Genomic DNA, 13,638 nt, shown 5'->3' with positions numbered 1-13,638 from the left:
GCGAAGCCGCCTCTGCATCACGCAGCACGCTTCGGCTTCTTCACAACCACCGGCGGCGGCGTGCAGGACAGCCGCTGCTGGTGGCTCTCGCCCCAGGCCTTGAGGATGTCGATCACCGGCCGCAGGCTCTCGCCGAGTTCGGAGAGGCAATACTCCACCCGCGGCGGCACCTCGGCGTAGACTTTGCGGATGACGAGCTTGTCCTCCTCCAGCGCGCGAAGCTGCTTTGTCAGCATGCGCTGGGTGATGCCGGGCATCCGGCGGCGCAATTCGCCGAAGCGCTGGGTGCCGTCCTGGAGGTGGTAGAGGATCACGCCCTTCCACTTGCCGTCGATCAGATCCAGCGTCGCCTCGACCGAGCAGCCGGGGCGCCGGGCAAAATCCCGCCGTTTCATACGTGTTTTCCCAATAGTATCCAAACAGGGACTATATCCCCGAATTTACAGTACTTGCCAAATGGGGCCCAGCGGGACAGTTACAACGGCAGGCGCACGTCACAAGCTATCGCGCCATCTGATGGAGACAAGCCATGAAGGCCGTCGGTTACAAGAAGTCGCTTCCGATCGAGGATCAGGATGCGCTGATCGATTTCGAAACCGCAAAACCCGAGCCCAAGGGGCGCGACATCCGCGTCGCCGTGAAGGCGATCTCGGCCAATCCGGTCGATTACAAGGTGCGCAAGCGCGCCGCCCCGCCCGAGGGCGAAACCAAGATCCTGGGCTATGACGCGGCCGGCGTGGTCGACGCCGTCGGGCCCGACGTGACGCTGTTCAAGCCGGGCGACGAGGTGTTCTACGCCGGCTCGATCCTGCGCCAGGGCACCAATGCCGAATTCCATCTCGTTGACGAGCGCATCGTCGGCAACAAGCCGAAGTCGCTCTCGTTCGCGCAGGCCGCCGCCCTTCCCCTCACCTCCATCACCGCCTGGGAATTGCTGTTCGACCGTCTCGGCGCGGTGCCCGGCAAGAGCGTCGATCCGCGCACACTGCTGATCACCGGCGGCGCCGGCGGCGTCGGCTCGATCCTGATCCAGCTCACCCGCCGCCTCACCGGGCTGACGGTGCTCGCGACCGCGACGCGGCCGGAGTCGCAGAAATGGTGCCTCGATCTCGGCGCGCACGCGGTGATCGATCATGGCAAGCCGATGAAGGAGCAGATCGAAAAGCTCAAGCTGCCGCCGATCGCGCTGGTGGCGAGCCTCACCTTCACCGACCAGCACTACAAGGCGATCGCCGAGTTCATGGCACCGCAGGGCCGGTTCGGACTGATCGACGATCCCCCGGAGTTCACCATGAGCACCTTCAAGGGCAAGGCGATCTCGGTGCACTGGGAGTCGATGTTCACGCGGTCCTCATTCCAGACGGCCGACATGATCGCGCAGCATCATCTGCTCAACGACGTCGCCGACCTCATCGACAAGGGCGTGCTGCGCACCACGCTCGACCAAACCTTTGGCACGATCAACGCCACCAACCTCAAGCGCGCGCATGCGCTGCTGGAGAGTGGCAAGTCGCGTGGCAAGATCGTGCTGGAGGGATGGTAGGCAAAGATGCCGTAGGCTGGGCACGGGCGCATCTGCGTCGTGCCCAGCTTCTTCTCAACGAGCGTCGTAAGAATGGTGGGCACGCTTCGCTTTGCCCACCCTACAATCCCCAGCCTACGCAATCGTATTGACGATACCGCCCTCGGCCCGCAGCGCTGCGCCGTTGGTCGCGGACGCCTCCTTCGACGCGACATAGACCACCATGTTGGCGATCTCCTCGACGCTGGCAAATCGCTGAATCAGCGAACTCGGGCGATGCTGCTTGACGAAATTGGCCGCGGCCTCGTCCACCGACTGGCCGTTCTGCCTGGCAATTTCCTTCACGAAGGTCTCGACGCCCTCCGACATGGTCGGTCCCGGCAGCACGGAATTGACGGTGACGCCGGTGCCACGGGTAAGCTGCGCGAGGCCGCGCGCGACCGAGAGCTGGGCTGTCTTGCTCATGCCGTAGTGGATCATCTCGACGGGAATGTTGAGCCCGGACTCCGAGGAGATGAAGACGATGCGGCCCCAATTGCGCTTGAGCATGCCCTGCATGTACGCGCGCGACAGCCGCACGCCGCTCATCACGTTGACCTCGAAGAAGCGAGTCCAGTCCTCGTCCGGAATGTCGAAAAAGTCCTTCGGCTCGAAGATGCCGGCATTGTTGACGAGGATGTCGACCTCCGGCAGCGCCGCGACCAGCGCCTTGCAGCCCGAAGCGGTCGAGACGTCGGCGGCGATGCCGCGGACCTTCGCGCCGGCCCCTTCCAGCTTGCGCACAGCCGCATCGACCTTGTCCTGGCTACGCCCGTTGATCACCACGCTGGCGCCTGAGCCGGCGAGGCCCTTGGCGATGGCGTGGCCAATGCCGGCGGTCGAGCCGGTCACGAGAGCGGTCCTTCCGGAAAGGTCGATCTTCATACGTCGTCTCCATTGATGTTGAAGCGGATATCGTGCGCCGTGCGACGGCTTCAATCACCCATCACCCAGGCGTGAGCCTGTGGGCGGGCAAAGCGCAGCGTGCCCACCACTCCAACGCGACACGCGGACCGAATGATGGGCACGATGCGCGAAGAGCGCGTCTTTGCCCACCCTACGATTCCGTCAGCGCGCCGACAGCGTCCAGAGAAAGGCGACGATCATCGAGATCCTGCGCCGTCATGGTGGCGTAGGCAGCATAGGCCATCGGCGGCTTGAGCTTGTGCCCATCGCACGCGATGCCTTGCGTAATCGCACGTTTGATTTCCGCCCCGCCCCAGCCGCAGGGCCGGCCACTGGATCGCCGGTGATATCCAGACGCTGGTTGGAAGAGATGCGCAATGCGCCGCATGAGATATCGCCGCGCCATACAAAAAAGCGACGCCCAAAGGGCGCCGCTTTCTGAAATCTCAGAGACCGGCCGGCTTACGCCGCCTCGGCTTCCTTCTCCTGCACTGGACCCGAGTCCTGCCCCTTGGCATCGACGTCGCGATCGACGAACTCGATCACGGCCATCGCGGCGTTGTCGCCGTAGCGGAAGCCGGCCTTGATGATGCGGGTGTAGCCGCCCTGACGGTCCTTGTAGCGGGGCGCGAGCGTGTCGAACAGCTTCTTGACCTGGTCCTTGTCGCGCATCTCGGAGATGGCCTGGCGGCGCATCGACAGGCCGCCCTTCTTGCCGAGGGTGATCAGCTTCTCCACGATCGGGCGCAATTCCTTCGCCTTGGGGAGCGTGGTGACGATCTGCTCATGCTTGATCAGCGCGGCGCACATGTTGGCGAACATCGCGCGGCGATGCTCGGCGGTGCGGTTGAGCTTACGATGAACCTTGCCGTGACGCATTTTGGTATTCCCTAAATTCGATTCGTCGCGACGGTTCGTCGGACTTTTCCTCAGGTGGGCTGCCTGCGTTCGCCCGCGAAAGCGCGATGAAGTCGCGCTTTCGCTTGTTGTGGGATCAGATCAGTAGTGATCCTCGAAGCGCTTGGCGAGCTCGTCGATGTTTTCCGGCGGCCAGCCCGGCACTTCCATGCCGAGATGCAGACCCATCTGGGCCAGCACTTCCTTGATTTCGTTCAGCGACTTGCGGCCGAAGTTCGGGGTGCGGAGCATTTCGGCTTCCGACTTCTGCACGAGGTCGCCGATGTAGACGATGTTGTCGTTCTTCAAGCAGTTGGCCGAACGCACCGACAGCTCGAGCTCGTCCACCTTCTTGAGGAAGGCCGGGTTGAAGGCGAGGTCCGGGATGATCTCCTGGGCGACTTCCTTGCGCGGCTCTTCGAAGTTGACGAACACGTTGAGCTGGTCCTGCAGGATGCGGGCGGCGTAAGCCACCGAATCATCCGGCGTCAGCGCGCCGTTGGTTTCGATCGTCATGGTCAGCTTGTCGTAGTCGAGGATCTGGCCCTCACGGGTGTTCTCGACCTTGTACGAGACCTTGCGAACCGGCGAGTACAGGCTGTCGACCGGAATCAGGCCGATCGGCGCGTCCTCGGGACGGTTGCGCTCGGCGGGCACGTAGCCCTTGCCGGTGGCGACCGTGAACTCCATGCGGATCTCGGCGCCCTCGTCGAGCGTGCAGATCTGCAGGTCCGGGTTGAGCACCACGACGTCGCCCACGGTCTGGATGTCGCCGGCGGTGACGACGCCCGGGCCGGACTTCTTCACGACCATGCGCTTGGGGCCTTCCCCCTGCATCTTGATCGAGATGTCCTTGATGTTGAGCACGATGTCGGTGACGTCCTCACGGACGCCCGCGATTGAGGAGAACTCGTGCAGCACGCCGTCGATGTGCACCGACTGCACCGCCGCGCCCTGGAGCGAGGAGAGCAGGATGCGGCGCAGCGCGTTGCCGAGGGTCTGGCCGAAACCGCGCTCGAGCGGCTCGGCGACGATGGTCGCGAAACGCTGAGAGTCGCTGCCAGGCTGAATCTGGAGCTTGTTCGGCCGAATCAGTTCTTGCCAATTTTTCTGGATCGTCACTGTTTCACCCATACAGGCCAGTCAAACTGCGCGTGCAGACACTGGCGTTGGAGAAAGGCCGCGGATCATTCGCGCGGCTTTACAAAAAGTCATTGGGGGCGCCGATGCGCCCGCAACTCGGTATCAAACGCGCCGACGCTTGCGGGGACGGCAACCGTTGTGCGGGATCGTGGTCACGTCGCGGATCGAGGTGACGGTGAAGCCCGCGGCCTGCAACGCGCGGAGCGCCGACTCGCGGCCTGAACCGGGACCGGCGACTTCGACTTCCAGCGTACGCATGCCATGCTCCTGCGCCTTCTTCGACACGTCCTCGGCGGCAACCTGCGCGGCGTACGGGGTCGACTTGCGCGAGCCCTTGAAGCCCATCGTGCCGGCGGAAGACCAGGCAATCGTGTTGCCCTGCGCATCGGTGATGGTGATGGTCGTGTTGTTGAACGAGGAGTTCACGTGAGCAACGCCGGAGGCGATGTTCTTGCGTTCACGACGGCGAACGCGGGTGGCTTCCTTACCCATTGAGTACCTTTCCTGGAGATCTCGAACGCCGCCGTAATGCCAGCGGCTACACCTGTGGAACGAAAGGCGTGTGGCGACGGGTCATCCCCGGTTCGCCACACACCGTGATCATGATTCGAAAACTTACTTCTTCTTGCCGGCGATGGCCTTGGCCGGACCCTTGCGCGTGCGCGCATTGGTGTGGGTCCGCTGACCGCGCACCGGCAGGCCGCGACGATGGCGCAGGCCGCGATAGCAGCCGAGGTCCATCAGACGCTTGATGTTGATGCCGACCTCACGACGCAGATCGCCCTCGACGAGATAGTCGCGGTCGATCACTTCGCGGATCTGGAGCACTTCGGCGTCGCTGAGCTGATTGACGCGACGATCCTCGGGGATTTTTACCTTCTCGAGGATCTCACCGGCAATCTTCTGGCCGATGCCATGGATGTACTGGAGCGCGATGAGCACGCGCTTGTTGGTCGGAATGTTCACGCCGGCAATACGGGCCACGGCTCTCTCTCCTGTTGCCGATCCCTCGTCAGGAACCGGTCTTTAAGTGCTTGGTTTCTCGGGCAGGTGTTCACAAACGCGAACACGACGCCCACCCCTGGTCTTCCTGGGGCCCGGCATCGTTTGAAACTATCCGACTTGGATGCGGGGCTTATTAGGGGATTCAGGGGGCTTTCGTCAACCGCTGCTAGCGCTTAGCTCGCTTTTTCGTGACCTTTTTTGCGGCCTTTTTGGCACCCTTTTTGACGGACTTCTTCGGGGCCTTCTTGCCAGCCTTTTTCGCCACCTTCTTGGCGGTCTTCCTGGCCGCCTTCTTCGTGCCCTTCACAGCCTTCTTGGCCGCTTCTTTAGCGGATTTGGCAGGTTTTTTGGCTGTTTTCGCCGATTTCTTGGTTGTCTTGGCCTTCGCCGCCCCCTTCTTGGCGGGTGCCGCCCTGGCAGCACTCTTGGACGTGCTCTTGGCGCGCGCCTTGGGCTCGGTCGCCCCGAGCGCCACGAGCTGGCGGTGGATGGCGCCGGTGACCTCGTCGATCGCCATCATGCCGTCGATGGTCGAGAGCTTCCGCCGCTCCGAGTAGTAGTGAATCAGCGGTTCAGTCTGGTTGCGGTAGCTGGCCAAACGCTTGGTCAGGACCTCCGGAGTGTCGTCGGCCCGGATCTCCTCCCCGCGCTCCCGCATCTGGGCCACGCGAGTTTCGACGCGGCTCAGCAGCGCACTCTCGTTGACGCGAAGCTCGATCACGGCGTCGAGCTTGAGATGCTTCTGCTTGAGCAGCTCATCCAGCGCTTCGGCCTGCGGCACGGTGCGCGGAAAGCCGTCGAGAATGAAACCGTTTCTGGCATCCGGCTGGTCGATGCGGTCGGAGATGATTCCGACTACGACGTCGTCGGGCACGAGGCCACCGCTGGCCATGATTTCCTTGGCCTTGAGACCGACCGGCGTTCCCGCCGCGACGGCCGCGCGCAACATCTCGCCGGTCGAGAGCTGGACGATACCATAGCGCTGCACCATCAGCTGCGCCTGGGTCCCCTTGCCCGACCCCGGCGGTCCCAGAAGTATAATTCTCATCGGCGTACGCCCCCCCGGATTGGTGAGCGATACGTCGCGCACCTGTGTTTGAAGTTCGACAACAGTGCAAATCACAATCGGCTCCGCACTGCTACCGATATCATAGGGGAGCAAATGCCCTGTCGCCAAGAACCCCTATGAAATCAGTGATTGCGTCGCAGTCAGAGCAGTTCTGCCGATGCGACCGAACGGTAGGTCCACGCACCTCGCGGAAGCCGCGCAGCCATGTGCGCGGCGAATCGGCGATGTGAGTCGGAAGCCGGACCGGACGCCGCGCTTAGCGGCGGCGGCCGCGCAGCTTCGACTTCCGGATCAGGCCTTCATACTGATGGGCCAGCAGATAGCCCTGCACCTGTGCCACCGTGTCCATGGTGACGCTGACGACGATCAGCAGCGAGGTGCCGCCGAAGTAGAACGGCACCGAGGCGTAGGAGATCAGGATCTCGGGGATCAAGCAGACGATGGCGAGATAGATCGCGCCGAGCACGGTGATGCGCGACAGCACGTAGTCGATATATTCCGCGGTGCGCTCACCCGGGCGGATGCCCGGAATGAAGCCGCCGTGCTTCTTCAGATTGTCCGCGGTCTCGGTCGGATTGAACACGATCGCGGTGTAGAAGAACGCGAAGAACACGATCAGCGCGAGATACATGATCAGGAACAGCGGACGGCCGTGGCCGAGCTGCGTCGTGATCCACTGGAACCATTCCGGTCCGCTGCCCGCGTTGAAGTTGGCCACCGTGGTCGGCAGCAGCAACAGCGAGGACGCGAAGATCGGCGGAATCACGCCCGAGGTGTTGAGCTTGAGCGGCAGATGCGAGGACTGACCCTCGAACATCTTGTTGCCGACCTGGCGCTTCGGATACTGGATCAGCAGCCGGCGCTGGGCGCGCTCCACGAACACGATGAAGGCGATCACGGCGACCGCCATGATGATGACGACCAGGATCAGGCCGGTTGACATCGCGCCCTGACGGCCGAGCTCGAGCATGTTGGCGAGCGCCGCGGGCAGCTCGGCGACGATGCCGGAGAGAATGATCAGCGAAATGCCGTTGCCGATGCCGCGCGAGGTGATCTGCTCGCCCAGCCACATCAGGAACATGGTGCCGCCGGTCAGCGTGATCGCGGTCGAGAGGCGGAAGAACATGCCGGGGTCGCTGACGACGTTACCGGCGCCCTCCAGACCCACCGCGATGCCGTAGGACTGGAACGCGGCCAGGATGACCGTGAGATAGCGGGTGTACTGGTTCAGCAGCTTGCGGCCGGCCTCGCCTTCCTTCTTCAGCGCCTCGAGCTGCGGCGAGACGGTGGTCAAAAGCTGGATGATAATCGAAGCCGAGATGTACGGCATGATGTTCAGCGCGAAGATCGCCATGCGGTGGATGCCGCCGCCGGCGAACATGTTGAACATGCCGAGGATGCCGCCCGCCTGGGAACGGAACACCTGCTCCCAGATGTTGGGATCGATGCCGGGCAGTGGAATATAGGTCCCGAGCCGATAAACCAGCAGCGCACCCAGGGTGAACCAGATGCGCTTCTTCAGTTCGTCAGCCTTGGCAAACGCACCGAAATTGAGATTTGCTGCAAGTTGTTCCGCTGCAGAGGCCATCTTGGACTTTCTCCCGCCGCCTATTGCGCCGTCATGCCCGCGGCCGGGCTACTGTAGCGGACGCCGGACATTATCTGGGGCTCGGCTTCGATAAGTCCACGTCCCGCATGCGTAAAGGCCCGCGAGCCGCGGGCCAATGACGCAGTTGTTACGCCGCCTCGCCTTCTTCCTTGGCAGGGGCGAGGATCTTCACCGAGCCGCCAGCCTTCTCGACCGCTTCGATCGCGGCCTTGGTGGCACCGTGGACTTCGATGTTGAGCTTGGACTTGAGCTCGCCGCGGCCGAGCAGCCGCAGGCCGCCCTTGGCACGACGAAGCACGCCGCCCTTCACCAGGGCCTCGACGTTCACGACGCTGCCGGTGTCGATCTTCTTCGCATCGACCGCATCCTGGAGCCGGTCGAGGTTGATCTCGGCGAACTCGACGCGGAAGATGTTGGTGAAGCCGCGCTTGGGCAGACGGCGATGCAACGGCATCTGGCCGCCTTCGAAACCCTTGATGCGCACGCCCGAACGCGCGGTCTGGCCCTTGCCGCCGCGGCCGGACTGCTTGCCCTTGCCCGAACCGATGCCGCGGCCGACACGCATACGCTTCTTGCGCGAGCCGGCATTGTCGGCGATATCGCTGAGCTTCATCGCCCTGCTCCTTGTTTCTTGCGCATGATCTCTGCCGAGAACCGATCACCGGTTTTCGGGATCACGCGCTCTGTCTTACTTCTCGTCGACGATGCGAACGAGATGGTGAACCTTCTCGATCATGCCGCGGACAGCCGGGGTGTCCGGCAGTTCGCTGGTGCGACCGATCTTGTTGAGCTTGAGCCCGATCAGCGTCGAACGCTGCGAGTGATGGCGGCGGATCGCGCTGCCGGTCTGCTCGAGCTTGATCGTCTTTGCGGCCTTGGCCATCATGGTCTACTCCGAAAGCTTCCGTTAGTCGGCAGCCGCCTCGGCGTCACCGCCGATGCGACGGGACTGGAGGGTGGACACCTTGATGTTGCGGCGGGCTGCGACCGAACGCGGCGAATCCTGATGCTTCAGCGCGTCGAAGGTGGCGCGAACCATGTTGTACGGGTTCGACGAGCCGATCGACTTCGCCACCACGTCCTGGACGCCGAGCGTCTCGAACACGGCGCGCATCGGGCCGCCCGCGATGATGCCGGTACCGGCCGGAGCTGCACGCAGGTAGACACGACCCGCGCCATGACGGCCGGCGATATCGTGATGGAGCGTACGGCCCTCGCGCAGCGACACGCGCGTCAGGTTACGCTTGGCGGACTCGGTGGCCTTGCGGATCGCTTCAGGCACTTCGCGCGCCTTGCCGTGACCAAACCCGGCGCGGCCCTTCTGATCGCCGATCACGACCAGCGCGGCGAAGCCGAAGCGCTTGCCGCCCTTGACGACCTTGGCCACGCGGTTGATGTGGACCAGCTTGTCGACGAACTCGCTGTCGCGCTCCTCGCGCTGCTGGCGGTCACGTCCGCCGCGTTGATCGCGTCCACCACGTTGTTCGCGTTCTGCCATTTTTCCAATCCTTCAGAGGCTTACGCCTCAATCCTCAAATTCTGTTAGAAGCTCAGCCCGCTCTCACGCGCCGCGTCGGCAAGAGCCTTGACGCGCCCGTGATAGAGGTAGCTGCCGCGATCGAACACGACTTCCTTGACGCCCTTCTCGGCGGCGCGCTCGGCCAGCAGCTTGCCGACCGCCTTCGCCGCATCGATGTCGGCGCCGGTCTTGCCGCCGTCGCGCATCGACTTCTCGAGCGAAGAGGCAGAGGCCAGCGTCTCGCCCTTCAGGTCGTCGATGACCTGGGCGTAGATGTGCTTGGACGAGCGGAACACAGACAGACGCGGACGGCCGCCACCGGAGCGGCGCAGCTTCAACCGCACACTCCGCTTGCGCCGGGCATTCGTAACCTTGGCTTTCGACATGACCGGCTCCGTTACTTCTTCTTGCCTTCCTTGCGGAAGATGAATTCGCCAACATACTTCACGCCCTTGCCCTTGTAGGGCTCCGGCGGACGATAGGAGCGAATCTCGGCGGCGACCTGGCCGACGCGCTGGATGTCGCTGCCGGTCACCGTGATCTCGGTCGGCTTCGGCACGGTGATCGTGATCCCTTCCGGGATCGCATAGACCACGTCGTGGCTGTAACCGAGCGCGAGCTGCAGGTTCTTGCCCTGCAACGCGGCGCGATAGCCGACGCCGGTGATTTCGAGCTTCTTCTCGAAGCCCTTGGTGACACCTTCGACCAGATTCGCGACCTGGGCGCGAGCGGTACCGTACAGCGCTTGCGCGCGATTGGTCTCGACCCGCGGGTTCACCTTGACCTGGCCGTTCTCGAGCTTCACCTCGACGTCGTCATGGACGACGAACTGAAGCTGGCCCTTCGGCCCCTTCATCTTGACGGTCTGCCCATCGACGGTCGCGGTCACACCCGACGGAACCGGAACGGGCCTTTTGCCAACTCGTGACATGGATCAAAAATCCTTCTCAGAACACCGTGAAGAGAACTTCACCGCCCACGTTCGCTTCACGCGCACTGTGGTCGGCCATGATTCCCTTCGGCGTCGACAACACCGAAATGCCGAGTCCGTTGTTGACCCGCGGCAGGTTCTTCACCGAGGCGTAGACGCGACGCCCTGGCTTGGAAACACGTTCGATCTCGCGGATGACGGGCTCGCCGTCGAAATACTTCAGCTCGATCTCGATCTCGCTGCGGCCCGAGGAATGCTCGAGCGTGGCGTAACCGCGGATGTAGCCCTCGGACTTCAGCACTTCGAGGACGTTCTCGCGCATCTTCGAACCAGGCGTCGAGACCTTGCTCTTGGAGCGCATCTGCGCGTTGCGGATACGGGTGATCAGATCGCTGATTGGATCGTGCGTAGACATCTAAACGACCCTCCTTACCAGCTGGACTTCACGAGGCCCGGGACCATGCCCTTGGAGCCCAGGTCGCGCATCGCGATGCGGGACAGTTTGGTCTTGCGGTAGTTCGAGCGCGAACGGCCGGACAGCTCGCAACGGAGACGGATGCGGGTCGCCGACGAGTTGCGCGGCATTTCCGCAAGCTTCAGGGTGGCGGCGAACCGCTCCTCCATCGGCAGCGTCTTGTCGGCGATGATCGCCTTCAACCGCGCGCGCTTCGGAGCGGCGTTCTTCGTCATCCGCTTGCGCCGGTTGTTCTTCTCGATTGAACTCTTCTTTGCCATGCTTGGCTCCTGGGTATCCGCGTTTGAGAGGCTTTGGGTCAGCGTCTCACTGCCGGAACGGGAAATTGAAAGCGGTCAACAAGGCCCTCGCCTCTTCGTCGGTCTTGGCCGTGGTGCAGACGGTGATGTCCATACCGCGGGCTTCCGTGACCTTGTCGAAGTCGATCTCGGGGAAAATGATGTGTTCCTTGATGCCGAGCGAGTAGTTGCCGCGGCCGTCGAAGCTCTTCGGGTTCAGGCCGCGGAAGTCGCGGACGCGCGGCAGCGCGACTGTCACCAGGCGATCGATGAACTCGTACATGCGGGCCTTGCGCAGCGTGACCTTGCAGCCGATCGGCTGATTTTCACGCAGCTTGAAGGTCGCGATCGCGATACGCGAATAGGTCACGATCGCCTTCTGGCCGGCGATCTGGGTCAGCTCGGTGGCGGCGGTCTCGGCCTTCTTGCGGTCGTTGACGGAATCGCCAACGCCCATGTTCAGCACGACCTTGTCCAGGCGCGGAACCTGCATCACGTTCTCATAACCGAACTTCTCGGTCATCTCCGTGCGGATCTTCGCGTCGTATTCCGCGCGCAGGCGCGGCGTGTAAGCGGCCTCAGCCATCGATCTCAGCTCCCGAGCTCTTGGCGATGCGGACCTTCTTGCCGTCCGCCAGAATCTTGAATCCGACGCGGGTCGGCTTTCCATCCTTGCCGACATACGCGATGTTGGACAGTTGGATCGGCGCCTCTTTCGAGATGATGCCGCCCTCCTGGGCCTGCGTCTGCTTCTGGTGACGCTTGACCACGTTGATGCCGCGCACCAGCGCCGTGCCGGCGTCGGGACGCACTTCGAACACTTCGCCGGTGCGACCCTTGTCGCGACCGGTCAGCACGACGACCTTGTCGCCCTTGCGGATCTTCGCGGCCATCACAGCACCTCCGGCGCGAGCGAAATGATCTTCATGTGGTTCTTGGCGCGCAGCTCGCGCGGCACGGGCCCGAAGATACGGGTGCCGACCGGCTCGGACTGATTGTTGATCAGGACGGCGGCGTTGCGGTCGAAGCGGATGACCGAACCGTCGGCGCGGCGGATGTCCTTGCGGACGCGCACCACGACGGCCTTCATCACGTCGCCCTTCTTCACCTTGCCACGCGGAATCGCTTCCTTGATCGAGACGACGATGATGTCGCCGATCGTGGCGTAGCGGCGCTTGGAGCCTCCGAGCACCTTGATACACATGACACGGCGTGCGCCAGAATTGTCGGCCACGTCGAGGTTGGTCTGCATCTGAATCATTGATGCACCTCGTCCTCTTCTCTCTTGCGCCAGCCCAGCCGGCGCTCAACATTTCCCTGAAGTCAGTCGGCTAAAGCCAACAGATCAGGCGCTTTTCTTGTGTTCGCCCCGGATCACGACCCAGCGCTTCAACTTCGAAATCGGCTTCGATTCCTCGATCCACACCATGTCGCCCGGCTTGAACTCGTTGCTCTCGTCGTGCGCGTGATAATTCTTCGAACGGCGGATCGTCTTCTTGTAGATCGGATGCGTGAAGCGGCGATCGACGCGCACCACGATGGTCTTGGCCTGCTTGTCGCTGACGACCACGCCTTGCAAAGTACGTTTCGGCATATTCGTGAGCCCCTTACTTCTCTTTCGCGCGCTTCTGCGCGGCGATGGTCTTGATGCGGGCGATGTCGCGGCGAGCCTCGCGCAGGCGCGAGGTGTTCTCGAGCTGCCCGGTGGCGCGCTGGAAGCGCAGGTTGAAGCGCTCCTTCTTCAGGTTCAGGATGGCGTCATCCTGCTGGTCGGGGCTCATCGCGCGGATGTCTTCGATCTTCATCTGGGCCATGGCCATTACTCCGCAATGCGCTCGACGAAGCGCGTCTTGATCGGCAGCTTGGCGGCCGCCAGGGTCAGAGCTTCACGCGCCGTCTGGGTGTTGACGCCGTCGATCTCGAACAGCACCCGGCCCGGCTTGACGCGCGCGACCCACAGTTCCGGCGAACCCTTGCCGGAGCCCATGCGGACTTCGGCCGGCTTCTTCGACACCGGAACGTCGGGGAACACGCGGATCCAGACGCGGCCGGCGCGCTTCATGTGGCGGGTCAGTGCGCGGCGAGCGGCTTCGATCTGGCGCGCGGTGACGCGCTCAGGCTCGGTCGCCTTCAGGCCGAACTGGCCGAACGCCAACGTCGCGCCCGAGGACGCAACGCCGTGGATACGGCCCTTATGCGCCTTCCGGAACTTCGTTTTCTTAGGTTGCATCATGGCTTTAAGCCC

Annotated in this window: 23 protein-coding genes; 1 reads left to right on the top strand and 22 read right to left on the bottom strand. The window is 63.1% G+C overall.

Annotation, left to right across the window (positions count from 1 at the left end; translation table 11 throughout):
* Positions 1-17: 17 nt before the first annotated feature.
* Positions 18-395, bottom strand: coding sequence for a winged helix-turn-helix transcriptional regulator (locus WHZ77_RS13585; protein WP_375314092.1), 378 nt, complete (start codon positions 393-395; stop codon positions 18-20).
* 134 nt (positions 396-529) lie between these two features.
* On the opposite strand from WHZ77_RS13585, the gene WHZ77_RS13580 reads away from it, so the two are divergent.
* Positions 530-1,543 carry a zinc-binding alcohol dehydrogenase family protein gene (locus WHZ77_RS13580; RefSeq protein WP_375314091.1) on the top strand — a complete coding sequence of 338 codons (1,014 nt, stop codon included), beginning with the start codon at positions 530-532 and terminating at the stop codon, positions 1,541-1,543.
* 114 nt (positions 1,544-1,657) lie between these two features.
* On the opposite strand, the gene WHZ77_RS13575 is transcribed toward WHZ77_RS13580, so the two are convergent.
* The 21 genes from WHZ77_RS13575 to rplP all read right to left on the bottom strand — a co-directional run bounded on the left by WHZ77_RS13575 (position 1,658) and on the right by rplP (position 13,626).
* The gene (locus tag WHZ77_RS13575; RefSeq protein WP_375314090.1) at positions 1,658-2,446 is read right to left on the bottom strand and encodes an SDR family NAD(P)-dependent oxidoreductase; all 789 of its coding nucleotides are present in this window, start codon (positions 2,444-2,446) and stop codon (positions 1,658-1,660) included.
* A gap of 172 nt (positions 2,447-2,618) precedes the next feature.
* Entirely contained in the window at positions 2,619-2,855 is a 237-nt protein-coding gene (locus WHZ77_RS13570) for a hypothetical protein (protein ID WP_375314089.1), read from the bottom strand.
* Between the two features lie 74 nt (positions 2,856-2,929).
* Positions 2,930-3,346, bottom strand: a complete 417-nt coding sequence (gene rplQ / locus WHZ77_RS13565; RefSeq protein WP_212345931.1) for a 50S ribosomal protein L17 — start codon at positions 3,344-3,346, stop codon at positions 2,930-2,932.
* Positions 3,347-3,466: 120 nt separating this feature from the next.
* Positions 3,467-4,498 (bottom strand): DNA-directed RNA polymerase subunit alpha, encoded by a 1,032-nt coding sequence (locus WHZ77_RS13560; protein ID WP_375314088.1) that lies wholly within the window; start codon positions 4,496-4,498, stop codon positions 3,467-3,469.
* Positions 4,499-4,609: 111 nt separating this feature from the next.
* On the bottom strand, positions 4,610-4,999 hold the full coding sequence (rpsK, locus tag WHZ77_RS13555) for a 30S ribosomal protein S11 (RefSeq protein ID WP_007603045.1): 390 nt from the start codon (positions 4,997-4,999) through the stop codon (positions 4,610-4,612).
* Positions 5,000-5,122: 123 nt separating this feature from the next.
* Positions 5,123-5,491, bottom strand: coding sequence for a 30S ribosomal protein S13 (gene rpsM, locus WHZ77_RS13550; RefSeq protein ID WP_014494511.1), 369 nt, complete (start codon positions 5,489-5,491; stop codon positions 5,123-5,125).
* A gap of 187 nt (positions 5,492-5,678) precedes the next feature.
* Positions 5,679-6,560 (bottom strand): adenylate kinase, encoded by an 882-nt coding sequence (locus tag WHZ77_RS13545; protein WP_375314719.1) that lies wholly within the window; start codon positions 6,558-6,560, stop codon positions 5,679-5,681.
* 277 nt (positions 6,561-6,837) lie between these two features.
* Entirely contained in the window at positions 6,838-8,169 is a 1,332-nt protein-coding gene (gene secY, locus WHZ77_RS13540; protein ID WP_015685412.1) for a preprotein translocase subunit SecY, read from the bottom strand.
* A gap of 148 nt (positions 8,170-8,317) precedes the next feature.
* The gene (gene rplO, locus WHZ77_RS13535; RefSeq protein WP_151649655.1) at positions 8,318-8,803 is read right to left on the bottom strand and encodes a 50S ribosomal protein L15; all 486 of its coding nucleotides are present in this window, start codon (positions 8,801-8,803) and stop codon (positions 8,318-8,320) included.
* Between the two features lie 75 nt (positions 8,804-8,878).
* Positions 8,879-9,073, bottom strand: coding sequence for a 50S ribosomal protein L30 (rpmD, locus tag WHZ77_RS13530; RefSeq protein WP_011088137.1), 195 nt, complete (start codon positions 9,071-9,073; stop codon positions 8,879-8,881).
* A gap of 24 nt (positions 9,074-9,097) precedes the next feature.
* Complete coding sequence (rpsE, locus tag WHZ77_RS13525) at positions 9,098-9,688, bottom strand: 30S ribosomal protein S5 (protein WP_015685409.1); 591 nt, start codon at positions 9,686-9,688, stop codon at positions 9,098-9,100.
* 44 nt (positions 9,689-9,732) lie between these two features.
* Positions 9,733-10,095: a 50S ribosomal protein L18 gene (rplR, locus tag WHZ77_RS13520; protein WP_007603036.1), complete on the bottom strand. Its 363-nt coding sequence runs from the start codon at positions 10,093-10,095 to the stop codon at positions 9,733-9,735.
* 11 nt (positions 10,096-10,106) lie between these two features.
* Positions 10,107-10,640 carry a 50S ribosomal protein L6 gene (gene rplF, locus WHZ77_RS13515; protein ID WP_015685408.1) on the bottom strand — a complete coding sequence of 178 codons (534 nt, stop codon included), beginning with the start codon at positions 10,638-10,640 and terminating at the stop codon, positions 10,107-10,109.
* A 16-nt stretch (positions 10,641-10,656) separates the two neighbouring features.
* Positions 10,657-11,055 (bottom strand): 30S ribosomal protein S8, encoded by a 399-nt coding sequence (gene rpsH, locus WHZ77_RS13510; protein ID WP_015685407.1) that lies wholly within the window; start codon positions 11,053-11,055, stop codon positions 10,657-10,659.
* A 14-nt stretch (positions 11,056-11,069) separates the two neighbouring features.
* Positions 11,070-11,375: a 30S ribosomal protein S14 gene (gene rpsN / locus WHZ77_RS13505; protein ID WP_015685406.1), complete on the bottom strand. Its 306-nt coding sequence runs from the start codon at positions 11,373-11,375 to the stop codon at positions 11,070-11,072.
* 46 nt (positions 11,376-11,421) lie between these two features.
* On the bottom strand, positions 11,422-11,979 hold the full coding sequence (rplE, locus tag WHZ77_RS13500; protein ID WP_375314087.1) for a 50S ribosomal protein L5: 558 nt from the start codon (positions 11,977-11,979) through the stop codon (positions 11,422-11,424).
* Positions 11,972-12,286: a 50S ribosomal protein L24 gene (gene rplX, locus WHZ77_RS13495; protein ID WP_008549245.1), complete on the bottom strand. Its 315-nt coding sequence runs from the start codon at positions 12,284-12,286 to the stop codon at positions 11,972-11,974. Before rplX ends, rplE begins: the two co-directional genes overlap by 8 nt.
* Positions 12,286-12,654, bottom strand: a complete 369-nt coding sequence (gene rplN, locus WHZ77_RS13490; RefSeq protein ID WP_007603030.1) for a 50S ribosomal protein L14 — start codon at positions 12,652-12,654, stop codon at positions 12,286-12,288. Before rplN ends, rplX begins: the two co-directional genes overlap by 1 nt.
* 84 nt (positions 12,655-12,738) lie before the next feature.
* Positions 12,739-12,987: a 30S ribosomal protein S17 gene (gene rpsQ, locus WHZ77_RS13485; RefSeq protein ID WP_007603028.1), complete on the bottom strand. Its 249-nt coding sequence runs from the start codon at positions 12,985-12,987 to the stop codon at positions 12,739-12,741.
* Positions 12,988-13,000: 13 nt separating this feature from the next.
* Positions 13,001-13,207: a 50S ribosomal protein L29 gene (gene rpmC, locus WHZ77_RS13480; protein ID WP_151649652.1), complete on the bottom strand. Its 207-nt coding sequence runs from the start codon at positions 13,205-13,207 to the stop codon at positions 13,001-13,003.
* 5 nt (positions 13,208-13,212) lie between these two features.
* On the bottom strand, positions 13,213-13,626 hold the full coding sequence (gene rplP / locus WHZ77_RS13475; RefSeq protein WP_008136349.1) for a 50S ribosomal protein L16: 414 nt from the start codon (positions 13,624-13,626) through the stop codon (positions 13,213-13,215).
* Positions 13,627-13,638 lie beyond the last annotated feature (12 nt).

The organism is Bradyrhizobium sp. A5, assembly GCF_042076515.1.
GTDB lineage: Bacteria > Pseudomonadota > Alphaproteobacteria > Rhizobiales > Xanthobacteraceae > Bradyrhizobium > Bradyrhizobium cosmicum.
This window is presented reverse-complemented; position numbering and strand designations above follow the sequence as displayed.